The sequence below is a fragment of the Bradyrhizobium sp. RDI18 genome (assembly GCF_043203335.1).
Classification (GTDB): domain Bacteria; phylum Pseudomonadota; class Alphaproteobacteria; order Rhizobiales; family Xanthobacteraceae; genus Bradyrhizobium; species Bradyrhizobium retamae.
On the sequence record NZ_JBICRN010000008.1, the window covers coordinates 3,182,270 to 3,206,500 of the forward strand.

Annotated in this window: 19 protein-coding genes and 2 pseudogenes; 6 read left to right on the forward strand and 15 right to left on the reverse strand. The window is 63.2% G+C overall.

From position 1 onward, the window contains the following. From ACFXS9_RS24405 to ACFXS9_RS24440, 8 genes and pseudogenes are all read right to left on the reverse strand, one after another. A complete protein-coding gene (locus ACFXS9_RS24405; protein ID WP_392692839.1) occupies window positions 1-1,152 on the reverse strand; it encodes a Gfo/Idh/MocA family protein in 1,152 nt (383 codons plus the stop codon). Further along, on the reverse strand, window positions 1,149-2,552 hold the full coding sequence (locus ACFXS9_RS24410; protein ID WP_392692842.1) for a hypothetical protein: 1,404 nt from the start codon (window positions 2,550-2,552) through the stop codon (window positions 1,149-1,151). The genes ACFXS9_RS24405 and ACFXS9_RS24410 overlap by 4 nt, the downstream gene beginning before the upstream one ends. A gap of 11 nt (window positions 2,553-2,563) precedes the next feature. After that, entirely contained in the window at window positions 2,564-3,412 is an 849-nt protein-coding gene (locus ACFXS9_RS24415; RefSeq protein WP_392692845.1) for an ABC transporter ATP-binding protein, read from the reverse strand. Between the two features lie 153 nt (window positions 3,413-3,565). Then, window positions 3,566-4,564 (reverse strand): ABC transporter substrate-binding protein, encoded by a 999-nt coding sequence (locus ACFXS9_RS24420; RefSeq protein ID WP_065744176.1) that lies wholly within the window; start codon window positions 4,562-4,564, stop codon window positions 3,566-3,568. A 55-nt stretch (window positions 4,565-4,619) separates the two neighbouring features. Beyond that, a pseudogene (locus ACFXS9_RS24425) lies at window positions 4,620-5,428 on the reverse strand (ABC transporter permease). 249 nt (window positions 5,429-5,677) lie between these two features. Then, a complete protein-coding gene (locus ACFXS9_RS24430; protein WP_392692848.1) occupies window positions 5,678-6,385 on the reverse strand; it encodes a TetR/AcrR family transcriptional regulator in 708 nt (235 codons plus the stop codon). A 98-nt stretch (window positions 6,386-6,483) separates the two neighbouring features. Further along, complete coding sequence (locus ACFXS9_RS24435; protein ID WP_392692850.1) at window positions 6,484-7,356, reverse strand: VOC family protein; 873 nt, start codon at window positions 7,354-7,356, stop codon at window positions 6,484-6,486. After that, window positions 7,353-8,612 carry a Glu/Leu/Phe/Val dehydrogenase gene (locus ACFXS9_RS24440; protein ID WP_392692852.1) on the reverse strand — a complete coding sequence of 420 codons (1,260 nt, stop codon included), beginning with the start codon at window positions 8,610-8,612 and terminating at the stop codon, window positions 7,353-7,355. Before ACFXS9_RS24440 ends, ACFXS9_RS24435 begins: the two co-directional genes overlap by 4 nt. Before the next feature lie 242 nt (window positions 8,613-8,854). Here ACFXS9_RS24440 and ACFXS9_RS24445 point away from each other — a divergent pair, with 242 nt between their 5' ends. Next, window positions 8,855-9,748, forward strand: coding sequence for a sugar kinase (locus ACFXS9_RS24445; RefSeq protein ID WP_392692854.1), 894 nt, complete (start codon window positions 8,855-8,857; stop codon window positions 9,746-9,748). A 24-nt stretch (window positions 9,749-9,772) separates the two neighbouring features. Beyond that, window positions 9,773-10,687: a ribokinase gene (rbsK, locus tag ACFXS9_RS24450; RefSeq protein ID WP_392692856.1), complete on the forward strand. Its 915-nt coding sequence runs from the start codon at window positions 9,773-9,775 to the stop codon at window positions 10,685-10,687. 19 nt (window positions 10,688-10,706) lie between these two features. Here rbsK and ACFXS9_RS24455 read toward each other — a convergent pair. Then, window positions 10,707-11,928 (reverse strand): annotated as a pseudogene (locus tag ACFXS9_RS24455) (NAD(P)/FAD-dependent oxidoreductase). A gap of 272 nt (window positions 11,929-12,200) precedes the next feature. Here ACFXS9_RS24455 and ACFXS9_RS24460 point away from each other — a divergent pair. Then, complete coding sequence (locus ACFXS9_RS24460) at window positions 12,201-12,992, forward strand: enoyl-CoA hydratase/isomerase family protein (RefSeq protein ID WP_392692858.1); 792 nt, start codon at window positions 12,201-12,203, stop codon at window positions 12,990-12,992. Between the two features lie 171 nt (window positions 12,993-13,163). On the opposite strand, the gene ACFXS9_RS24465 is transcribed toward ACFXS9_RS24460, so the two are convergent. Next, the gene (locus ACFXS9_RS24465) at window positions 13,164-14,870 is read right to left on the reverse strand and encodes an IlvD/Edd family dehydratase (RefSeq protein ID WP_392692860.1); all 1,707 of its coding nucleotides are present in this window, start codon (window positions 14,868-14,870) and stop codon (window positions 13,164-13,166) included. Window positions 14,871-15,037: 167 nt separating this feature from the next. On the opposite strand from ACFXS9_RS24465, the gene ACFXS9_RS24470 reads away from it, so the two are divergent. Beyond that, window positions 15,038-15,175, forward strand: coding sequence for a hypothetical protein (locus tag ACFXS9_RS24470; RefSeq protein ID WP_392692862.1), 138 nt, complete (start codon window positions 15,038-15,040; stop codon window positions 15,173-15,175). Further along, window positions 15,172-15,864: a GntR family transcriptional regulator gene (locus ACFXS9_RS24475; RefSeq protein ID WP_392692864.1), complete on the forward strand. Its 693-nt coding sequence runs from the start codon at window positions 15,172-15,174 to the stop codon at window positions 15,862-15,864. The genes ACFXS9_RS24470 and ACFXS9_RS24475 overlap by 4 nt, the downstream gene beginning before the upstream one ends. Here the strand turns inward: ACFXS9_RS24475 and ACFXS9_RS24480 are convergent. Continuing rightward, a complete protein-coding gene (locus ACFXS9_RS24480) occupies window positions 15,861-16,685 on the reverse strand; it encodes an NAD-dependent epimerase/dehydratase family protein (RefSeq protein WP_392692867.1) in 825 nt (274 codons plus the stop codon). The genes ACFXS9_RS24475 and ACFXS9_RS24480 overlap by 4 nt on opposite strands. Before the next feature lie 94 nt (window positions 16,686-16,779). Between ACFXS9_RS24480 and ACFXS9_RS24485 the strand changes: the two genes are divergently transcribed. Next, window positions 16,780-17,748, forward strand: a complete 969-nt coding sequence (locus ACFXS9_RS24485) for an SMP-30/gluconolactonase/LRE family protein (RefSeq protein WP_392692869.1) — start codon at window positions 16,780-16,782, stop codon at window positions 17,746-17,748. 2 nt (window positions 17,749-17,750) lie between these two features. On the opposite strand, the gene bla is transcribed toward ACFXS9_RS24485, so the two are convergent. From bla to ACFXS9_RS24505, 4 genes are all read right to left on the reverse strand, one after another. Then, window positions 17,751-18,641, reverse strand: a complete 891-nt coding sequence (gene bla, locus ACFXS9_RS24490; protein WP_392692872.1) for a subclass B3 metallo-beta-lactamase — start codon at window positions 18,639-18,641, stop codon at window positions 17,751-17,753. A 148-nt stretch (window positions 18,642-18,789) separates the two neighbouring features. Further along, complete coding sequence (locus ACFXS9_RS24495) at window positions 18,790-20,220, reverse strand: aldehyde dehydrogenase family protein (protein ID WP_392692874.1); 1,431 nt, start codon at window positions 20,218-20,220, stop codon at window positions 18,790-18,792. Between the two features lie 190 nt (window positions 20,221-20,410). Further along, window positions 20,411-21,508, reverse strand: a complete 1,098-nt coding sequence (locus ACFXS9_RS24500) for an ISAs1 family transposase (RefSeq protein WP_392692877.1) — start codon at window positions 21,506-21,508, stop codon at window positions 20,411-20,413. 257 nt (window positions 21,509-21,765) lie between these two features. Further along, on the reverse strand, window positions 21,766-24,132 hold the full coding sequence (locus ACFXS9_RS24505) for a transketolase (protein WP_392692880.1): 2,367 nt from the start codon (window positions 24,130-24,132) through the stop codon (window positions 21,766-21,768). Window positions 24,133-24,231 lie beyond the last annotated feature (99 nt).

Here is a 24,231-nt window from a genome sequence, read left to right on the forward strand (position 1 = left end):
TCACACCTTGATCGGGGCAACGTCGATCCAGCGCCGCTCGCGCCAGCTCTGCAGCGCGCATTCGGCGAGCTGCACGCCCTTGGCGCCTTCCAGCAGCGTGTATTTGTAGGGCGCGTCCTCGCAGACGTGGCGGATGAACATCTCCCACTGCTCCTTGAAGCCGTTGTCGTAGACAACATTGTCGGGAACCTTCTGCCAGTCGGCGTAGAAATCGTGGGTGCGCTTCTCGTCCGGATTCCACACCGGCCGCGGCGTCGCCTGGCGCGCCTGGATCACGCAGTCGGTCAGGCCCGCCACCGCCGAGCCGTGGGTACCGTCGACCTGGAAGGTGACGAGGTCGTCGCGGTAGACGCGCGTCACCCAGCTCATGTTGATATGCGCGATCACGCCGCCCTTGAGGCGGAAGGTGGCATAGGCAGAGTCGTCGGCGGTCGCCGTGTACTTCTTGCCCTGTTCGTCGAAACGCTCGGGGATGTCGGTGGTGCCGAGGCAGGAGATGCTCTCGACCTCGCCGAAAAGATTGTCGAGCACGTAGCGCCAGTGGCAGACCATGTCGAGAATGATGCCGCCGCCGTCCTCGCTGCGATAATTCCACGACGGCCGCTGCGCTTCCTGCCAGCCGCCCTCGAACACCCAATAGCCGAACTCGCCGCGCACCGACAGCATCCGGCCGAAGAAGCCGGAATCGCGCAGGAAGGCGAGCTTCTTCAACCCCGGCAGGAACAGCTTATCCTGCACCGTGCCGTGCTTGACGCCTCTGGCCTTGGCGAGCTTCAGCACCGCGACCGCCTCCTCCAGGTTGGTCGCGATCGGCTTTTCGCAATAGACGTGTTTGCCGGCCTCGATCGCCTTGGTCAGCAGCGACGGGCGCGCCTGCGTGGTCGCGGCGTCGAAGAAGATCTTATCGCTCTTGTCAGCCAGCGCCTTGTCGAGATCGGTCGACCAGCGCTCCACGTTGAAACGCTTGGCGAGCCGTTCCACCTTGTCGGCATCGCGGCCGATCAGGATCGGGTCGGGCAGCATGCGGTCGCCGTTCGACAGCAACACGCCGCCCTGGTCGCGGATCGCGATGATGGAGCGGACCAAATGCTGGTTGAGTCCCATCCGGCCGGTCACGCCGTTCATGATCAGGCCGAGGCGTTTGGTCGTCATACTGCTTTCTCCAAAAGAATTCTGGCTGTGGGCTGCGCGAGTGGCGACATCGCGGACCAGTCCGGATGCGCGGCCGTGGCGAAGCCAGGTGTGGTCAGCGATCCCGTCAGGAGATCGCCGTCATGGATCGCGAGACGAATTTTATCGCCGTCGCGGACGTAGAGATCGGGATGGCCCGCGAGAAACGCCTCCGCCTCCGCGGCCGGCGTGTCGCCAAAACCATCCACATAGTGGTGGCCGTTGCGCTCGGCATGGGTGACGCCGATCAGTGCGCCGAGCGCGAGGTCCTGCTGCACGGCAAGGCCCGCCTGGCAGGTTAGGTCCTCGCCGGCGATGAAGCATTTCTCGCCGGCGGCACTCCATCTGGCCGCGCGCGTGGCGTTGATCACCGACTTGTAGATGCCCTTGCAGGATTTCGAGGAGATGCCGCGATAGCCGAGCGCCCGCGCCACCGGGAAGGCATCGTAGGAATCGTCGGCCTCGTCGATGATGAAATCGCGCTGCGCCAGCGCGCCAAGCGGCGATTGGCGGGTAATGTCGCGTGGCATCGGCTGCTCGATGTAGAGGAGCTTTTGCGCGATCGGCTGCAGCGCGGCATCGCGGTCGAGTTGCTCGACAAGCGCATTCAATGCAGTGAGGTCGGCGTACTGTTCATTGGCGTCGAGCGTGACACGGAAATCGTACGACAGCGTCGCCAGTTCATTGCCGATCCGGATCAGCCGATCGGCATCGTGCGCGGGGTCGCCGTTTAGCTTGAGCTTGAAGTAGCGCGCGCCGGCGTGTTCTCTGATGTCGGCAACGCCGCCCTCGCCTTCGACCTTGTCGTCCATGCCAACCGTATGCCGGATCGCGACGCGCTCCAGCCGCTTCCGGCCTGCGAGAAAGCGCGACACGTCGTCATCGCCGAGATCGCGCGACAGGCGTGCATCCACGCCGGCGATGTTGTCAGCCATGCCGTCGAAGAAGCCGGTTCCCGTGCAACGCAGCAGCGCGTCGAGAATCGCCTTGTCGATCTCGGCCGGCCCGTAGGCCGCCGCCAGCGGCGGAATGTCTTCTCGCGCGCAGGCCTCGATCTGCGCGCCGATGCAGGCCGCATGCAGGCCGAACGCAGTCTCGAAGCCGGAATGCGCCAGATAGGTGCCGCGCGCGATCAGAAGCGAGCGACGCAGTTCATCGACTGTCTGCTCTGGCGCGAGATGTGGCCGCTTGTCGAACCATTTTGGAACCAAGAACTCGGCGCTCGCGCCGGCAGCCCTGCCCCTGCCTTCGACTTCGATCTCGACGCGCACAAAGGCCTGCGGCGTTGCATTGATCACGACCGCGCCGAACCGGAACGGCCGGGCGAAGGTGACCGGACGTTCGAAAAAGGTGATGTCTCGTACGGCCAAGCGTAACGGCATCGAGCCAGCTTTCAGTCCAGCGCGCTTTGCGTGAAAAAATGCTTGCGAATCCGCTGCACCAGTTCGGTGAAGGCGGGATCGGCCATCGCGTCGAGCGAGCGCGGGCGCGGCAGCGGCACGTCGTAGATCGCGGCGATCGCGCCGGGCCGTTCGGTCATGACAAGCACGCGATCGGCCAGGAACACGGCTTCCGGAATCGAATGCGTGATCAGCAGCACGGTCTTGCCGGTCTCGCGCTGGATCCGCATCAGCTCGACATTCATCTTCTCGCGCGTCATGGCATCGAGCGCGCCGAACGGCTCGTCCATCAGCATGATCTTGGGATCATGTACCAGCGCGCGGCAGATCGAGGCGCGTTGCTGCATGCCGCCGGACAATTGCCAGGGCAGCTTTTTCTCAAAGCCTTCCAGGCCGACCAGCTTCAACAGCGCTTTCGCCCGCGGCAGATATTCGTCGCGCGGCAATTTCTTCATGTCGATCGGCAACATCACGTTGGAGAGGATGTTGCGCCAGGGCAGCAGCAGCGCGTTCTGGAACACGATGCCGACATTGCCGTGCGGTTTTGTAACCTGCTCGCCTTCGACCAGAATCTCTCCCGTCGACGGCGCGAGCAGCCCGGAAATCATCTTCAACAGCGTGGACTTGCCGCAGCCGGACGGGCCGACCACGACAAAGAACTCGCCCTCGTTGATGTGGAAATCCAGCGGCCGCAGCGACGGCACGTCGCCGTCGCGCGAGCGATAGGTTTTTGAGACGCCTGATAGCGTGATGCCAGGTGCCGCGCTACCTGCGCGATCTGACACCAGACGCAGATGTGCGGTTGGTTGGTCGATCTCGGTTGGTTTGGTCGCAGGATTCATTCAGCAAAGTCCATCTTTCCGTCGTCCCTGCGAACGCAGGGACCCATACGCCATGACTTATCGTTCGGGCACTCTGGCAGAGACCCTCTGCAACAACTACGGCCGGTGATTATGGGTCCCTGCGTTCGCAGGGACGACAAGGTCACGCGTCCCTCACGAACCGCCCTGCGGCAGGTAGTCGTTGGTATAAAACGCCTTCGGATTGTCCTTGGCCTTGGCATCCAACCCGCCATATTCGACCATCAGATTAACCGTGTCGGTCATGTTCTGGTCGGTCACCTGGAACGGCCGCTTGTTCTTGGTTTCAGCCGTCCGGTAGAGCGGGATCGTCAGCTCAAAACCCTTCGTCAACGTCTCGATCTTGCCGCCCTTCGGGTTGGCATCGAGGATCGACTGCGCCGCACCCTTCGGATCCTTCTCGGCGGCTTCGACCGCTTTCGTCGTCGCCGACATGAAGCGCTTGACGAGATCGGCATTGGCCTTGACGAAATCGGTGTTGGCGACGACGCCCGAGCAGACCATGTTGATGCCGTAGTCGGCGAACTTGATCGCGTTGACGTCCTTACCCGTCGCGTCCTTGATCTTCATCGACTGGTCCATGACATAGCCGAGCAACAGATCGGCCTGGCCGTTGATGACGGCGTTGAGCTTGGTCTGGCCGTCGCCGGCCACCGTCTGGAAGTCGCTTTCCTTCAGGCCGGTCTTCTTCAAAAACAGCGGCCAGATCTGCGTCATGGAATCGGCCGGCGTGATCGCCACCGTCTTGCCCTTGATGTCCTCGGGCTTCTTGATGTTCTTTTCGACAAAGCCCATCGCCGACATCGGGCTGGTCTGCAGCAGCACGCCGGTGGCCACGATCGGCGCACCCTTCACGGCCGCGCGCATCATGGTGGGCACGTCGACATAGCCGAAATTGGCGGTCTTGGCCGCAACGGCCTGCGTGGTCGCCGCCGAGCCGCGGCCTTCCTGGATCTCGAGGTCGATGCCCTCTGCGGCATAAATGCCCTTGGCCTTGCCGTAATAGAACGGCGCGTGCTCGCCATAGACGTACCAGTTCAGCATCAGCACCACCTTGTCGGCGGCCGATGCCGGAAGCACTGAAAGCGCAGTCCAGATCAGGGCGGCGGAGATCGCCGTTATCACTCGTATCATGGTCATCCTCCCGTTTGGTGATGCAGCCCTTGGATAGGCCGCCTGTTGGTTTGGCTTAGGAAGCAAAAATGATGTCCTCGCGCTGGCTGACATGCCAGGGAATCACGAGGCGTTCGATCCGGTCGACGACCCAGAACAACACCACGCCGAGCAGCGCCAGGATCACCAGCGCGGCAAACATGGTCGGCAGGTCAAAGGTGCCGATCGAGCGCTGCATCACGTAGCCGATGCCGGAATTGGAGCCGACGAACTCGCCGACGACAGCACCGACGACGGCAAGCGTCACCGAGACTTTCAGGCCGGAGAAGATCGCCGGCATCGCATGCGGCAGGTTGACGGCGCGAAACACTTGAAAACGGCTGCCCTGCATCGCGCGGGCGAGATCGACCATGTCAGGATCGACCGATTTAAAACCCTGCACGGCCGACACCACGACGGGGAAAACCCGAGCAGGAACGCCGAGATCACCTTTGGGATGATGCCGAAACCAAACCACACCACGAACAGCGGCGCGATCGCGATCTTCGGCACGGATTGGGAGAATACCAGCAGCGGATAGACATAGCTCTCCACCGTCTTCGATCCCGCGATCAGCATCGCGACGGGAATGCCGAACACGGCCGACAACAGGAAGCCGCAGATGGTGGCGTAAGTGGTGGGCCAGGCCTGCCGCAGCAGTTCCGGCCAATCCGTGCGCAGCACCGCCACGACATCGCCCGGCGCCGGGATCTGGTAGGCCGGAATCTGGAACAGGCGGATGGTGAGGTCCCACATCACCACGATGAACAGCAGGAACAAAAACGGCCGCACCCACGCCGCGTTCAGCGCTTTCGACACGCCACTCTCGCGCTTCAGCTCGGCCACGTCCCGCTCCCTGGTCATCGTCTTATGGATGGGAAATTAACCCGTTGGATAAATACTGGCAAGCGCGTTTTTATGCGACGAAATGGCCTGTTCCGTCGCCCTACGAATGCCCCGGCGTCATGACCCCGTCCCCCCTGCGAACGCAGGGCCCATAACCACAGGTGTCTGTTTTGCGAACGCTGGGGCCGCCGTCCCGGTACGACAATCAAGATCGGTGGTTATGGGTTCCTGCGTTCGCAGGAACGACGGTTAGACCGGCTGATGCGCCGGCGGCCGCACGCCCGGTGCGTCGGGCTTGCCGAAATCCGCGGTCGATTTCCCCGTCAGCGCCGCAAGCACCAGCGCCACCATGTGCGCCAGCCGCTCGTCTCTCGCCTCCTTCTTCAGGAGATCGCGGCCGAAGATCACGGAAAGCGTCGCGCTGTTGGAGAGATAGAAGAAGCACAGCGCGGCGATCGAGATATAGAGCTGGACGGGATCGACAGCGACGCGGAAATCGCCGCTTTCGACGCCGCGCGTCACCACGGTGCGGATCATCTCGACGAACGGCGAATGCATCGACTTCACCTTGGTCGAGCGCTTCAGATGGCGCGCTTTTGCGAGATTTTCAGTGTTGAGCAGCGCCAAAAATTCCGGGTTGCGGAGGAAATAGTTCCAGGTGAAATCGATCAGCCGTTCGATCGCCTCGGGCGGATCGAGATGTTCGAGATCGAGCCCGCGCTCCTCGGAACGGATCTTCTCATAGGCGCCTTCCAGCACCGCAAGGTAGAGGTCTTCCTTGTTGCCGACGTGGTAGTACAGCATGCGCTTGTTGGCGCCGGCGTTGGCCGCGATGCGATCGACGCGCGCGCCGGCCAGGCCATGGGCGGCGAATTCCTGCTTGGCGGCCTCGAGAATGCGAAGCCGCATCCCCTCGGGGTCACGCTGCCATTTCTGAACGCGTTTTGCCTTTGCCAAATCAATCGCCCGTTGGTCGCATCGGGCAAGCTGTAGCATGCAGGGAAGCGTTTGAGAATGAAGGTTGTTCACCCTCCCCCTCCAGGTAGGGGTAAGCTTCAGTCGGGCTTCCCCGCCGAGGGCTGCACCAGCAGCGTGGGCACACCGCATGTGCCGCTCCGTACCGTCATCACCTGCGTTCCGGGCTTGCGGCCGGTGCGAACTTCCGAGACGTCGACGCCGGCCTGGACGAGCCGCGCATGGGTGGCGTCGATGTCGATGACGCGCCAGCACAGGCCACGAAGCCTGTCTCGAAGTTTGTCTTGAAATTTGTCCTGCGACGCATCCGTCTCCTTGCCCGGCCGGTGCGTGACCTCGACGATGAGGTCGCCGCAGCGGAAGAACATCAGCCGGCCCCAATCGGGGTGCGAGCGGTCGAGCGCCATGTCGAGGCCGAGCCGCGCACCGTAGAGTGCTGCGGCCCGTTCCGGGTCCGACGTCGAGACCACGACATGGTCCAGCGCCGTGATCGAGCCCGGCGTGGTTCTAACCGACAGCGGGCGCTCCTTGTCGCGCTCGAGGAAGAACATGCGGACGCCGCGCGTGGCCTCCGTTGCCGCGCGCGTGCGCTTCCACGACAGCACAGCACCCGAGATCGCGTCGCGGCTTTCGACGTCGGCGATCACGTCCGGCTTCAGCGTCAGCCGGTCGAGCCTGCGATGCATTTTGGCGATGTCGCTGGTTCTGAAGCAGATGCTAGCGAGCCCCTCGCCTTGCGCGGCAAGAACGCTGCGAATGCGGTCGGCGTTGGCGCCGTCGCCGCTTGGCGCCATCAATTCCAGCGCGGTGTTGTCGAGCGTGAACAGGACGCGGTCGGCGCCGTCCCCGCTGTTCTGCCAGGCCGGTGCGCGGGCAAACAAGGTCTGGTAGGCGGCGGAGGCTACGTCGATATCGCCGGTGAGAACGACGACGTGATCGAGGCCGATGATCACGGAAAAAGTCCTCGGACGTTCTTGGCGGCGCGCACCTTCTCGACGCCGATCGCCATCGCCGCCGTGCGGTGCGGGATCTTGTCGGCTTTGGCCCGCTGCAGCATCTGGTCGAAGGCGCGATCGAGGATCGCGTATTCGCGCCGCGTCACTTCCTCTTCCTCCCAGAACAATTGCTGCAGGTCCTGCACCCACTCGAAGTAGCTGACGACGACGCCGCCGGAATTGCAGAGAATGTCGGGGATCAGGAACACTTCGCTTTGGCGCTTTTCCAGCACCAGATCGGCTTCCGGCGTGGTCGGACCGTTGGCGCCCTCGGCCAGCACGCGGCACTTCAGGTTCTCGGCGACCCTGGCATCGATCACCCGCTCCATCGCCGCCGGCACCAGCACGTCGCAGGGCAGTGTGAGGATTTGCTCGGGATCGAAAGTCAGCTCATTGGAGAACCCGGCGATACTTCCATGCGCGCCCGCATGTCGCATCAATGCCGGAATATCCAGCCCCTTCGGATCATGCAGCGCGCCGGTGTGATCGCTGACCGCGATGATCTTCAGGCCATATTGTTGTAACTCCAGCGCGGCGTAGGAGCCGACATTGCCAAAGCCCTGGATCACGGCGGTCGCGCTGCCCGGATTGATCGATAGCTCCTTGAGCACCCGCTTGGCGAGATAGGCGACGCCGCGCCCGGTTGCTTCGCGCCGGCCGAGCGTACCGCCGGACGAGACCGGCTTGCCGGTCACGATCTCGGTCACGGTTTGGCCTTGGTACATCGAATAGGTGTCCATGAACCAGGCCATCACCTGTTCGTTGGTGCCCATGTCCGGTGCCATCACATCGGTATGCGGACCGACGAACGGGATCATCTCCTGCATGTAGCGCCGCGACAGCCCTTCCAACTCACGCTTGGAGATCGTGGTAAGATCGACATTGACGCCGCCCTTGGCGCCGCCATAGGGCAAACCGACAAGGGCACATTTCCAACTCATCCAGATCGCGAGGGCTGCGACCTCGCCGATGTCGACAGAGGGTGCGAATCGCGTGCCGCCCTTGGTCGGACCGAGGGTGAGGTGGTGTTGGACACGATAGCCTTCGAATACTGCGACTGTGCCGTCGTCGCGGTGGATCGGGCAAGAGACAGTAACCGCCCGCTTCGGCATCAGGATGCGGTCGCGCTCGTCCATCGGAATTTCCAGATGGTTGGCGATGACGCCAAACTGATTAACCGCCATGTCGAACACGGGACCGGAATAAACCGTCATCATTTTCCTCCACTTTTGTCGCGCCGGTGGGGAAACCAGGGCAGCCGTCAGCCGTTATACGACGGTATGCCCAAGCCCCCCTTAAGGACGGTCGCGGTCTCCTCTATACTCCGATCTCAAGCGGCAAAGACGGCACGGTTGCGAATAATTTCAGCGAATGCATCCGATAACCAGTGCTAATGTGGGTGCGCCGCGCCGGGACCATCTTCGCCCAACACTCTGCAGGATATGACGGAAAACGCATGCAGGCCCTCTTCATCGGACAGACCTATATCGACGTTACCTTCATCACCGACCACATGCCGACCGGCGACGAAAAACATGTGGCCTCGGCCTACGCGGTGTCGTTTGGCGGCAACGCCGTGACGGCGGCGTTCTGCTGCGCCAAGCTCGGAATCGTGCCGGACCTGATCGCGACCATGGCCAACGACTGGCTCGGCCGCATGTTTCAGGACATGGCCGCGAAATATGGAATCTCGATCCATCCACGCAAGGTCAACTCCTCGTCGCTGTCGTTCATCATGCCGAAAGACGGCAAACGCGCCATCGTACGCTGCCGCGACGACGAGCACATTCATCCCTTCCCGATGCTGAACTTGAAAGGCTGCCGCGCGCTGCATGTCGACGGCCATCAGCCGGACGCTGCGATCCACTATGCCAAACTCTGCCGCGAGGACGGCATTCTGACATCGCTCGACGGCGGCGGCCTGCGCACCAACACCCATGAGCTGCTGGAATTCATCGATGTCGCGATCGTGGCCGAACGGCTGTGCGAACAGATGGACAAGACGCCGGAAGCCATGCTGGATTATCTGAAGAGCCGCGGATGCCGGATCGGCGGCGTCACCATGGGCGAGAAGGGCCTGCTCTGGTATGACGAGACCGGCGCCGTCCGCCGCCTTCCCGCGCTTCCGGTTACGCCTGAACGCGTTATCGATACCAACGGCGCAGGCGACGTCTTCCACGGCGCCTATGTCTATTCCTATCTCGCCAATCCCGCTAAAAGCTGGCAGGAGCATTTCGAGCTTGCGCGCGCCGCCTCGACCTTCAAGGTCCAACGTCTCGGCAACGAGGCCGGCCTGCCGACGCTCGCCGACATCCAGGCGATCACGCGGGAGTTTCAGGTCAGCGCCTGAGGAAGCGAACAGGGGTTAGTACGCATGGGGCGCGTGTTCGTCGCCGGCAGCATCAACATGGATGTGGTGGCGACGGCCGACCGGCATCCGAAGGTCGGCGAGACCGTCGCAGGCCAAGCGGTGCATTATTTTCCAGGCGGCAAGGGCGCCAACCAGGCCGTGGCCGCCGCAAAGCTCGGCGCACCGTCAACGCTGATCGGCCGACTGGGCGCGGATGCGTTCGGCCAGCAATTGCGGCAGTTTCTCACCGCCCAAGGCGTCGACCTCGCTTTGGTCAAGGACACCGCGGATGTCCATACTGGAACGGCCGTGATCACCATCGCCGACGCCGACAACACCATCGTCGTCGTACCCGGCGCCAATGCGCTGGTCAGTGCCGGGGATGTCACAGCCCCCGTGCTTGCCAAGGGCGACGTTGCCGTGAGTCAGTTCGAAATTCCGCAAGCCACGATCATCGCCTTCTTCAAACGGGCACGCGCGGCTGGCACGACTACCATCCTAAATCCGGCGCCGGCGACCGTCTGCGGCCGCGAGCTGCTCGATCTCGTCGATATCCTTGTTCTCAACGAAACCGAGCTGGGGATTCTCGCACAGACCGAGCTTCACGACACTGACGACCCCATCCGTTTCGCCGAAGCGGCGCGGCGCCTGCCAACGGGCCTCGACAAAACCATCTGCGTTACACTCGGCAAGCGCGGCGTGCTCGCGCTTGTGGGCGGCGAACCTTTGCTGATTGCGGGACGGGCCGTAAAAGCCGTGGACACCACCGGCGCCGGCGATTGCTTCGTCGGCGCCCTCGCCGCGCAGCTTGCCAACGGCAAGGCAATCCACGACGCGCTCGAATACGCCAATGCCGCCGCATCGATCTGCGTACAGCGAATGGGCGCCGCGCCGTCGATGCCGACGGCGGCGGAGGTGGCGGCGGTTTTGCGTTCGTAGCCTGACTTCGCAGGATGGGCTAAGTCAACGCACCCTTCAAGTCGAAGCTCGCGTCGGCAGCCTGCTCGGGCGTGATCGAGCCATGGGCGGCAAGCAGACGCCGTCCGAACATGTGATCGCCCGCGCGATTGACGGACTCGATGCCGACGAGTTGCCCGCCCCCTGTAGCAAAAGGCCGAGAATGCCGCTTGGGCTTGATCGCCGCGCACGACCACGCGGTCGTAGCCGGTGGTTAGTCCCGCAATCTGCAGCTTGTCGGGCCCCTGATCGCTCCAGAACCAGGGCAGGCCGTCATACGGCTTGGCATCGCCGGTCAGGCGGGCCGCGACGCAGCGCGCGTGGTCGGTAGCGTTCTGCACCGACTCCAGCCGCAGTGAGCCGCCGAAACGCGGGCTCGCAAACAGCGCGCAGTCGCCGATCGCCGAGATATTGGGATCGGCGGTCAGCAGGTGCTCATCGACGATGATGCCCGACGCGACCGGAAGGCCGGCGTCCGCCGCCAGTTCCACATTCGGCAACACGCCAACGCCGACCACGATCAGGTCGGCTTTCATGTGCCGGCCATCGCTGAGGCTGACGCCCGTGACCTTGTGGCCGTCGCTCTCGATGCTGGTGACTTGCACGCCCAGATGAATACGAATGCCCGCCGCGGTATGGCGCGATTGAAAGAATTCCGAGATCTCCGCCGTCACGGCGCGCGCCATCACCCGCGTACCGAGTTCGACGACGTCGACTTCGAGGCCCTTGGCCCGCGCCGTCGCCGCGAACTCCAGCCCGATAAATCCGGCGCCGATGACGACGACGCGCTGGCCTTCGGTGATGTAGTCGCGCAGCGACTGGCTTTCGTCGAGCGTGCGCAAGTAACGCACGCTGTCGAGATTGGCGTTGGGAATGTCGAGCAGGCGCTTGCGCGCCCCGGTCGCCAGCACCAGATGGCCGTAATCGAGCGAAGCGCCAGAGGCGAGCGCCAGCTTGCGGGCGGCGCGGTCGATCGATACCGCACGATCGGAGATCAGGTCGATCTTCTGGTCGAGATAGAATTTTTCTGGCCGGAACATCAGGCTGTCGGGCCCGCCGGTTCCTTTCAGATAGGCCTTGGACAGCGGCGGACGCTGGTAGGGCAGATGGCCTTCATCGTTCAACAACACGATGCGTTCCGAAAAGCCGTGCTGGCGCAGCGAGGCCGCAACCTGATAGCCGGCGTGGCCCGCGCCGATGATGACAACCGCTCCTGCCGTCATAGGGACATCCTACGTTCGAGCGCACGGGAATGACCCATGTCGTTTCCTCTCCAGTGATTTTGGCTTGCCTGCCTCGTCCCCTGGGAGCGGCGCTCGTGTCCGTCCCGAACGATGACGGGTGCTATCTGACCTCATGGAACGACGAGACGCAAGGGCGTCGGCGGCCCTGAGGGCGGCGTTTGCCGCATTTTGCGGGCCTGGCTGGGGATTGTCACGTCTTGCCTTCTCTATTTAAATGTCCGGCCCATACGCCGCGTCCCCGAGGCCTTGCCATGTCGACTTCCGATGAAGCCGCCGCCCCTGCCCTGCTCAGGATCGAGGGCCCGATCGCCACGATCACGCTCAATCGCCCCGCGGCCTTCAACTCGATCAATCTGTCGATCGCGCAAAAGCTCGAGCAACTCGGCGCGGAGGTCGAGGGCAATGACGACGTAAGGGTGCTGGTGATCGAGGGCGAAGGCCGCGCCTTCTCGGCCGGCGGCGACCTGCAGACCATCGGCGCCGCCACCGCGAACGATACGATCGCGCCCGTGGTCGGGGAGCTGTTGAAGCACTACCACGCCTTCATCGAAGCAGTGCGGCGGATGCCCAAGATCGTGCTGTCGAGCGTCCACGGCTCCGCAGCCGGTGCCGGCATGGGCTTGGCATTCGTCACCGACCTCTGCATCGCAGCCGATGACGCCCGTTTCACGCCGGCCTATGCCAAGATCGGCGTCTCGCCGGATGGCGGCAGCACGGTCGGCATGGTCGGCACCGTCGGCACCCGCCGCGCGCTGCAGATCTTTCTGGCCGAAGACAGCTTTACCGCGCAGCAGGCCTATGAGTGGGGCCTGGTCGCCCGCGTCGTTCCGGCGGCAGAGTTGAAGGCTGCAACGCGCAAATTCGCCGAGCGGCTGGCACAGAACCCGCCGGCAGCGATCAGTGGCACCAAGTCGCTAGTCTATCAGGCCGCGGTTACGCCGACGAAGCAGCAGCTCGATGCCGAGGAGGCGAAGATCATCAACGCCATGCAAACGGAAGAATTTCGCGTTGCGGTGAAGAAGTTCACCAGCAAGTCCAAATGAGAGCGCCGAGCAAGTAAACTAGCTGTCGTCCCTGCGAACGCAGGGACCCATAACCACAAGCGTTCGTTGTTTTTGAAGGCGTCAGCCATCTCGCTCTAACCGCGAGAGCAACGCGGTATGGGTCCCTGCGTTCGCAGGGACGACACCTAGGTTCGGGCTGCAGCGGGCAAGCTAGTTCTTCCCCTGCCCACGCATGAAGTTGAAATCGCAGCCCTCGTCGGCCTGCAGGATCGTCTCGTTGAACAGATGCGCGTAGCCGCGCTTGGCCCAATCGGGCGTCCCGGCCGGTGCCAGCGCCGCGCGCCGCTTTTCCAGTTCCGCCTCGTCGACGAGCAGGTCGATGCTACGCTTGGCGACGTCGAGCCGGATCATGTCGCCATTCTTCACCAGCGCCAGCGGCCCGCCCACGGCCGACTCCGGCGTGATGTGCAGCACGATGGTGCCGAACGCCGTTCCGCTCATCCGCGCGTCCGATATCCGCACCATGTCCTTGGTGCCGCCACGTGCAAGCTTCTTCGGGATCGGCAGATAGCCCGCTTCCGGCATGCCCGGCGCGCCTTTGGGGCCGGCGTTGCGCAGCACCAGCACGTCGTCAGCGTTGACGTCGAGATCCGGGTCGTCGACCCGCAGCGTCATGTCTTCGACCGATTCGAATACCACGGCGCGCCCGGTGTGCTGCAGCAGTTTTGGGCTCGCCGCCGATTGCTTGATGACGGCGCCACGCGGCGCGAGGTTACCATGCAGGACGGCCATTGCGCCTTCGGCCTTGATCGGATTGTCGCGCGGACGGATGACATCCTGTCCCGGAACATCTTCCGCGCCGGCGACAACGTCGCGCAGCGTTTGGCCGGTGATGGTCTTGGCGTCGAGATCGATGAGATCGCCAAGTTGCGCCATCAACTTCGGCACGCCGCCGGCATGATGGAAATGCTCCATGTAATGCTCGCCCGACGGCTTCAGATCGACCAACACCGGCACCTCGCGGCCGAGCCTGTCGAATGTCTCGAGGTCGATCTTGTGCGGCGAGCGATGGGCGATCGCGGTGAGATGGATCAGGCCATTGGTCGAGCCGCCGATCGCCTGCATCACGACCTGCGCGTTGCGGAACGATGCCGGCGTCAGAATCTCGCTCGGCCTCGGTCCCTTGGCTTTCGCCATTTCGGCCGCCACCCTGCCGCTAGCCTCCGCCGAACGAAAGCGTTCGGCATGCGGCGCCGGGATCGTCGCGCTCATCGGCAGCGATAACCCGAGTGCCTCGGTAATGCACGCCATGGTGCTGGCGGTGCCCATCACCATGCAGGTGCCGACCGACGGCGCAAGCCGGCCGTTGACGGCTTCGATCTCGTTGTCATCAATTTCGCCCGCGCGATATTTTGCCCAGAGCCGGCGGCAATCGGTACAGGCGCCGAGCACCTCGCCCCTATGATGCCCGACCACCATCGGGCCCACCGGAATGATGACGGTCGGCAGATCGGCTGAGACTGCGGCCATGATCTGCGCCGGTAACGTCTTGTCGCATCCCCCGATCACGACCACGGCGTCCATCGGCTGCGCGCGGATCATCTCCTCGGTATCCATCGCCATCAGATTGCGCAGGTACATCGAGGTCGGATAGGCAAAGCTCTCGGCAATCGAAATCGTCGGGAACACCATCGGCATCGCACCCGACAACATCACGCCGCGCTTCACCGCTTCGATGATTTGCGGAACGTTGCCGTGACAGGGATTGTAGTCGCTGTAGGTATTGGTGATGCCGACGATCGGTCTGTTCAGCGCATCATCCGAGTAGCCCATGGCCTTGATGAAGGCCTTGCGCAGGAATAGCGAGAAGCCAGCATCGCCATAACTCGTCAGTCCCTTGCGAAGTCCGTCGGCCATTTTCTTCTTCCTGTCGTCGTGGATGGGCACTTAAGGAGCCCGACAGATTATTGTCAATGTTTGGATCATTTGGCGCCGTGAGCGGGCCACATCGTCCAACATACCGCGGTATTATTGACAATAATGTGCTTGCGTGCTGACTTTCCGTCCAAACCGGAAACGCGCTCATGAACCAACCGTTGCGCACTGGCATCGTCGGCGCCGGCATGGTGAGCCGCCATCATCTCATCGCCTGGGCGAGCATATCAGATCAGGCCCGCGTCGTGGATTGCCATCGGCGGTCGGGCTGGGAGGCCTTGCGATGAAGCCGCAGGAATCACTGACCGAAATTTCCGCGCCGACGCGCGAGGAGGAACAGGCGGAAGTGATCCGCCGGCTGGAAGAGGACGTCATCTTCGGCCGCTTCGCGCCGGGCTCGCGGCTGGTCGAGGACACGCTGATGCAGCGCTACGGCGCCAGCCGGCATTTCGTCCGTCAGGCGCTATTCCAACTCGAACGCCAAGGCATCGTGCTGCGCGAAAAGAACATCGGTGCCACCGTGCGGTTCTATTCGGCCGAGGAGGTGCGCCAGATCTACGAGGTCCGGGAAATGCTGACGCGGCAGGCAGCGCTGATGATTGCGCTGCCCGCCCCGGCCAGCCTGATCGAGCAGTTGAACGAGTTGCAGCGGCAATATTGCGCCAGGGCCGACGCGCAGGATTTGCGCGGCATTCATGAGACCAACGACGCGTTCCACGTCGCGCTGTTTTCCGCCTGCGGCAACCCGTATCTGGTGCGCTCGCTGCAGGATTACATGAACCTGACGCTGCCGATGCGCGCCAAGAATCTCGCCGACAGCGAGGGACTGGCACTGTCACGTCGGCAGCATGAATTGATGATCGAGCTGTTGAAGGGCCGCGATAGCTGGGCGCTGGCGCAGCTCTGCGTCGATCATATGCAGTTCAGCAAATCGGATTATCTCGGGCGGATCGCCGAGGATGAAGGCAAGCGCTAGCGCTTGCTCCAATCCACGATCCTGCTCTCGTCGCCGTCGAACTCCATGCTGCAGAACGTGCCGCCCTGGTAGTAATCGCCGACCGGATCCGGCTTCAGCTTGGCCTGCTCGGCCATCGCATGCTCGCGGAAATCCTCGGCCCGGCCGGTCGGCCGATAGCCGAGCTCGTAGGCGCGATGGTTGTCCCACCAGGCGCGCTCGTTGTAGGAGGCGCCGTAGAAGATTTCGAAGTGAATGTCGGGGTGGTCGAGCCCGATGCGGCAGAGCTGCACCAAGTCCTCCGGTTTCAGCCAGATTGACAGGCGGCGGTGATCCAGCGGCATCTCGCCGAAATTGCCGATCCGGATACAGGTGATGCCAAGCCCGTGCTTGTCGGCATAGAGCGCGCCCACGGCCTCGCCGAACACCTTGCTGACGCCATAGCGGCTGTCGGGCCGCGCAGTGACGTCGGTGCCGATGCGGTGATGGCGCGGATAGAAGCCGACCGCGTGGTTCGACGAGGCGAACACCACGCGCTTGACGCCTTTTTTCCGTGCCGCTTCGAACAGATTGTAGCCGCCGATGATGTTGGACTGCAGGATCGAATCCCACGGTCCTTCGACCGAGTAGCCGCCGAAATGCAGGATGCCGTCGACACCTTCGCAGATCGCCTCGACCTGCGCCATGTCTGCGAGATCGGCCGGCTTGAACTTCTCGTCCTTGCCGAGATCGGCAGGCGGCTTCAAGTCGCTCAGCAGCAGGTCCGGATAGATCGGCGGCAACAGCTTGCGCAAGGATGTGCCGATCCCGCCGGCCGCGCCGGTCATCAATATGCGTGGCATTTGTTTCCTCTTAGTCTCGCGATCGATTTGCGGTCATTAGCAGGTAATGATAGCTAACCCAAACGCTCTGGAAAGGCACCAACGAGAACAGCAAATGTCCGATGCAGCATCGCATTCAGCCGGCTGGCGCCCGGCCACCTATTACCCCGATCCGGCCATCCGCGCGCTCGATCCGCGGTTCGAAAAATACTGGCTCAAGCTGTCGGCGGTGGAGCGGCTGACCACAGGGTTGCGCTGGGCCGAAGGGCCGGTGTGGTTCGGCGACGGGCGGTATCTGCTGTGCAGCGACATTCCGAACCAGCGTATCATCAAGTGGGAGGAGGAGACCGGCGCGGTCAGCATCTTTCGCAAGCCGTCGAGTTTCGCCAACGGCAATACCCGCGACCGCCAGGGACGCCTGGTCACGTGCGAGCACGGCGGGCGGCGGGTGACGCGCACCGAATATGACGGATCGATCACGGTGCTGATCGATTCCTTCGACGGCAAGCGGCTGAACTCTCCGAACGATGTCGTCGTGAAGTCCGACGGTTCGATCTGGTTCACCGATCCGGTGTTCGGCCTCCTCGGCAATTACGAGGGCTACAAGGCCGAGCCCGAGATCGACGCCAATGTCTATCGGCTTGATGCCGCGACCGGCAAGGCGACCATCGTCGCCGAGGGCGTGCTGGGACCGAACGGGCTCGCTTTCTCGCCGGATGAAAAAATCCTCTACATCATCGAGTCCCGTGGTGTGCCCAACCGCAAGATCCTCGCTTATGACGTCTCGCCTTCCGGCGACAAGCTTTCCGATAAGCGCGTGTTTGTCGATGCCGGCCCAGGCACGCCGGACGGCTTCCGAATAGACATCGACGGCAATCTGTGGTGCGGCTGGGGCATGGGCGATCCCGAACTCGACGGCGTCGTGGTGTTCGCGCCAGACGGCGTCATGATCGGCCGCATTGCGCTACCCGAACGCTGCGCCAACCTCTGCTTCGGCGGCGTGAAGCGCAACCGCCTGTTCATGGCCGCGAGCCAGTCGATCTACGCGCTCTATGTGAACACGCAGGGCGCGCCGGGCGGATAGGTCTACCCCTTCTTTTCCTGCGCGGCGGCGGTTTGCTTGGCAAGCGCGTCTTCAAACGCCTTCTCCAGCGTCGCCGCATAGGCGTTGAACTCGCCGGGGCTGACGAACGGATTGGGCGCGCCATCAGCGAGCTTGGCGCGCTTCTCCGCCATCTTGTACATTTCCGGATGCGGCGCGAGCAGCACATCCGGCTTGATGTCCTTTGCCCGCGCGAACGTCTTCCGGTAATCGGTAACGATGCCGGAATAGGTCGGGTTGCCGGCGAGGCGGTTCAGCGCCACCGTGCCGCTGCAGAAGATGAGGACCGAACGCGTGGCATCACCGTCCTTTACCGAGAACGACCAGCTCGTGCAGCCCGGCGAATGGCCGGGCGTTTCGCGGGCGGTCAACGTGACGTCACCTACCGTGACCGTGTCGCCTTCGCGAACCGTGCGATCGACCTTCACGGGCGGGAACGCCAGCGCGGCATCTTCCTGCGCGCCCGGATAGTAGCCGCCTTCGAGCAGCGGCTTGTCGGCTTCGCCGGCGACCATCTGGCCGCCGCTGGCCTGCTTCATTTCGGCAAGGCCGCCGGTGTGATCGATGTGCGCGTGGGTATTGAGCAGATATTTGATATCAGTGATCTTGAACCCGAGTTTCGCGATGTTCGCTTTGATCTGCGCCGTTGATTCCGGCATTACCGTATCGACCAGGATATGGCCCTGCGGCGACGTGATCAGATAGGAGGCCAGGCCGTCGGTTCCGACATAATAGACGTTGCCGATCATCTTGAACGGCTCGGTCGGCGTGTTCCACTTTACCTTGAGGGCCGCGATCAGGTCCTTCGGCGTCTGCGCCTCCGCGGCGGCAGTCAGCGGCATCAGCGCGGCGAGTGCAACGGCAATTTTCTTCACGGGCATCCTCCACACTTTTCTTGTCGGATCGTCGCTGTATCGGCGCGCGTTGACGTTGGCTTCAGCCTGACGATGATTCTGGTCAAAAAAATGCCGGCCGCGGTTCCGCAGCCGGCATCTTTCACGATCGGCGCGAGCGCCGCATTGATTACGCCGCGTTGTAGCCGGCAACCGCCTTGACCTCGAGATATTCTTCGAGGCCGTACTTGCCCCATTCGCGGCCGTTGCCGGACTGCTTGTAGCCGCCGAACGGCGCGGTGCGGTCGTTCGGCACGCCCTGCAGGTTGACGTTGCCGGCGCGGATCTGGCGGGCGACGCGGCGCGCGCTTTCTACCGTATCGCCGGAGACGTAACCGGCGAGACCATAGGGCGTGTCGTTGGCGATGCGCACCGCATCGGCTTCATCCTTGGCGCCGATGATCGTCAGCACCGGTCCGAAGATTTCCTCCCGCGCGATCGTCATCTCGTTGGTGACGTCGGCGAAGATGGTCGGGCGGACATAGAAGCCCTTGTTGACGCCCTCGGGGAGACCGGGACCGCCAGCAACCAGCGTTGCGCCTTCGTCGATGCCCTTCTGGATCAGCGCCTGGATCTTGTCCCACTGGCCGCGATTGACCACGGGGCCGATGGTGGTGCCCTCGGCACGCGGATCGCCAGCCTTGGTCTTGTCGGCGACGCCCTTGGCGATGGCGGCGACTTCCTTCATCTTCGACAGCGGCACGATCATCCGCGATGGCGCGTTGCACGACTGTCCGGAGTTGTTGAACATGTGCATCACGCCGCCGGTGACGGCCTTGGTGAGATCGGCGCCTTCGAGGATGACGTTCGGCGACTTGCCACCCAATTCCTGGCTGACGCGCTTCACGGTGGGCGCAGCGCGCTTGGCGACGTCGACGCCGGCTCGGGTCGAGCCCGTGAACGAGATCATGTCGATGTCCGGATGCTCGGCCATCGCGGCGCCGACTTCGGGGCCAAGGCCGTTGAGCAGGTTGAACACGCCCTTCGGCACGCCCGCTTCATGGAGGATTTCCGCGAAGATCAGGGCCGAGGTCGGCGTGAATTCCGACGGCTTCAGGATCATGGTGCAGCCGGCGGCGAGCGCGGGCGCGACCTTGCAGGCGATCTGGTTGAGCGGCCAGTTCCACGGCGTAATCATGCCGACGACGCCGAGCGGCTCGCGCACGACGACGGCCGAACCGAGTGTCTCCTCGAAATGATAGTTCTTCAGCACTTCGAGCGTGGAGGCGATGTGGCCGAGGCCGGCGCCGGCCTGCAGCCGTTCGGCCATCGGCAGCGGCGCGCCCATCTCGTCGGACACGGCGGCGCCGATCTCCTTCATGCGGCCCTTGTAGACCGCGACGATCTTTTCCATCAGCGCGATGCGCTCCTCGCGGCTGGTCTGCGAATAGGTCACGAAGGCGCGCTTGGCGGCGGCAACGGCCTTGTCGAGGTCGGCCTTGGAGCCGAGCGCAACTTCATACATCGCTTCCTCGGTCGCCGGATTGACGACGGGTGTGGACTTCTTGACGACAGGATCGACCCAGGCGCCATCGATGTAGAATTGCATGCGATTGACCATCGGAAACCTCTTTAATCTCGGAGCAATGGAGGGAGGAACGGAAGCGTTCGGCAGGCATCCTTGCACGAAAGCCACGGCAGTTGAACCCGCCATATGCGGGGTGCCGCAATGCGGCAGGCGCTGGATATAAGGGTGGCGAGCGGAGGGGGCAAGGTGTGTACCTTTGTTTACCCTCCCCTGGAGGGCAGGGCTATCGCATGTGAGCAATGAGTTCGAAGAGGAAGGCATCGTTCCAGCCAGCGCGCTTGAGCTTGAGGCGCAAGGAGGTGGTTGTGTCGGGATGGGCTCTGGCAACATTGAGGGCAAGGCGCCTGAGTACGGCAAGGTTGGCCGGGCCGTTGTCCTTGCGATTGCGGGCCAGATCCTCGTCGAGGATGACATCGAGCGGCCAGTGCAGGCCGTTTTCGATGGTCCAATGGGTGCGAACGATGCGCAGAACCTGCGTGCGGCTGTAGTTTTGGCTCATCAGGAAGTAGCGCTCGACGGTTTTGTCCTTGCCGCGCTTGCTGCTGATCCGCGCGACGGCTTTGAGGCCCGGAAAGTTGTGCTTCCGCTCCATATCCTTGACGGGCACGACAAGCACGCTGCGCTTTTCCTTTCGGCCATGATCTGCCTCGGTGGTGGAAACCGGCTTCTTGCCCTTGCGCACCGCTGCGGCAATCGCCGCCCTGGCGTCGGCCAACAGCGCTGGCTGGTTCTCCTTCACCGCCAGCACGTAATCGCCGCCCCGCGCCACGATCTCCTTGGCCATGCCGCGATGGCAGTGCAGCGCATCGGCCGTCACCACGCAGCCTTTGAGCTGCAGAAGTTCGATCAACTGCAACGCGCCAGCAGCTTCGTTGTTGTTCGGCGCCTGCACGTTGGCCAGCGCCATGCGGGTCTGCGCCGCCCAAGCGGTCACCATGACCGGCGGCATGTGGCTCCTGCCGCGCTCGTAGCCGCGCCGCAGCGCTTTGCCGTCGAGCGCGATCACGCCTTTTGGCCGTTCGATCTTCGCGCCTTCGGCAAAGGCTTTCATGAAGCGCTGGAAGGCTTTCTCGAACGCTTTCGGATCGAGCATGCGGAACACGCGGCTGAACGTGTCGTGGCTCGGCAGACCATGCTCGAGCACCAGCACGCCCTCCCAAAGATAGGCCTTCATTCGCGCAAACAGCGCCATGTCGGTGCAACTCGTTGCCCCGCACAGCGTCGCCATCAAGGCGATGAACAAAATCTCCGTCAGATCGTGCAGCGCATTGTCCGCGCGCGGGTCCGGCAGTTCCTCGAAGCACTCCGCAAATCGATTCATCGGCCGCTCCATCCGAATCAGGAGCTACCTTCAGAATCAATTTCTCACCGCTTCGCAATAACTTACGGAATTGAACATGCGATTCCCCTGCCCTGGAGGGGGAGGGTCGGCTCACATGAAGCGCAGCGTAATGTGAGACGGGGTGGGGTGATCTCTCAACTCGGGCGCTGCCTGCGAGGAGAGACTGTCACCCCACCCCGCCGAGCATCTTGCTTCGCGCGATGCTCGTCGACCCTCCCCTCCAGGGGAGGGTGAAATCACACCGCCATCTTCCGATGCCGCACCGGCGCGCCTACGGTGAGGCTTTCGGCGGCGTCGATGATGGCGTTGGCGTCGATGCCGTAGTGGCGGTAGAGGTCGCCGATCGTGCCGGTCTGGCCGAACTGCTCGACGCCGAGCGCTTCAGTGCGGTGGCCACGGACGCTGCCGAGCCAGCCGAGCGCAGCCGGGTGGCCGTCGATGACGGTCACAATACCGCAATCGCGCGACAGCGGCGCCAGCAGCTTTTCGATATGACTGAGATGCTGGATGCCACGGCGGTCACGGCGCAAGTTCCGCGCGGCGGACCAACCCGCATGCAGCCGGTCCGCGGAGGTTACCGCCAGTAAACCAACATCGCGGTGGCTTTCGCCGATCAAGCCCACCGCCTCGATCGCCTCGGGCGCGACCGCGCCGGTATAGGCGATCACGATATCGCAATTGGCACCTGGCTCGCGCAGCCAGTAAGCGCCCGCGGTGATGTCGCTCTGCAGGGTCGGCGTCATGATGCGCTGCGGCTGGTCGACCGTGCGGGTCGACAGCCGCAGATAGACCGAACCGCCCTCGCCGTCTTCGCGCTGCATATGGCGGAAGCCCCACCCCATGATCACGGCAAGTTCATCGACGAACGCCGGCTCGAACGAGGTCAGCCCGTCCTGCGCCATGCCGATCAAGGGCGTCGCGATCGACTGATGCGCGCCGCCTTCCGGCGCCAACGTGATGCCGGATGGCGTCGCCACCACCATGAAGCGCGCGTCCTGGTAACAGGCGTAGTTCAGCGCATCGAGGCCGCGCTCTATAAAGGGATCGTACAACGTGCCAACCGGCAGCAGCCGCTCGCCGTTGATCTGATGCGACAGCCCGAGCGCCGACAGCATGATGAACAGGTTCATCTCGGCGATGCCGAGTTCGAGGTGCTGCCCCTTCGGCGAGAACTCCCAGGTGTAGGCGGACGGGATCTTCTCCTGCCGGAACAGATCGTGGTTTTCGGCTTTGGCGAACAGTCCGCGGCGGTTGACCCAGGCGCCGAGATTGGTCGAGACGGTGACATCAGGCGATGCGGTTACGATGCGCGCGGCCAGTTCGGTATCGCCGCGCGCCAGTTCATTGAGCACCAGCCCAAAACCCTGCTGCGTCGACATCTGCGCCGCCGGCTTGAAGGTAAGCCGCTCGGGCACTTCGATCACTGGCGCGGTCAGCCGGCGGCGGCCTTCCTGGTTGAAGGGCGCTGCCGCCAAAAATGCTTCGAGTTCGGGCGGCGATTGCGACAGGCCTTCGAACTTGTCCCATTCATGGCCGGGTCGGATGTTCTGCGCGGCGCGCCACTTCTCCATCTGCGCCACGGTCATCAGGCCGGCGTGGTTGTCCTTGTGGCCCTGCATCGGCAGGCCGACGCCCTTGATGGTGTAGGCGATGAAGCAGACGGGCCGATCGTGATCGATCGATTCAAACGCCTCTATCATGCTGGCCATGTCGTGGCCGCCGAGATTGGACATCAGCGCCAGCAATTCGTCGTCGCTGCGGCGGTCGATCAGTTGCGAGACCTGCCCCTGATCGCCGATGTCGTCCTGCAAGTGCTTGCGGAACGCCGCGCCGCCCTGGAAGCATAGCGCCGCATACATCTGGTTCGGGCAATTATCGATCCAGCGCCGCAAGGCCTCGCCGCCGGGCTCGGCGAATGCGGCCTGCATCAGGCGGCCGTATTTCACGATCACGACCTCCCAGCCGAAATTGCGAAACATCGTCTCGAACTTCGCCCACAGCCCTTCGCGGACGACCGCATCGAGGCTCTGGCGGTTGTAATCGACCACCCACCAGGTGTTGCGCAGCGCATGCTTCCAACCCTCGAGCAGCGCCTCGAAAATATTGCCCTCGTCCATCTCGGCGTCACCGACGAGCGAAATCATCCGCCCCTCGGGGCGCTCCTTCATCCAGCCGTGGGCAGTGACGTAATCCTGCACCAGCGAGGAGAACAGGGTCTGCGCGACGCCGAGGCCGACCGATCCGGTGGAGAAATCGACGTCGTCGGCGTCCTTGGTGCGCGACGGATAGGATTGCGCGCCCTTGAAGCCGCGGAAATTTTCCAGCTTGTGGCGGGTCTGGTGGCCGAACAGATACTGGATGGCGTGAAACACCGGGCTTGCATGCGGCTTCACCGCGACGCGGTCCTGCGGCCGTAGCACGGAGAAATACAGCGCCGACATGATGTTGGCGAGCGAGGCCGATGACGCCTGATGGCCGCCGACCTTCAAGCCGTCGACGTTAGGCCTGACGTGATTGGCGTAATGGATGGTCCATGACGACAACCACAAAACCTTGCGCGCCAGCGCGGTCAGCATTTCCAGGCGTGCGGGCTCGATCGGCATGGCCATGCTCCGGAGCGTTCAGTATGCGCCGATTTTAGCGGGCGGTGGGCCACCAAAATTCTCAATTTCCTGCGACATACCGCCCGATATTGGGATAGT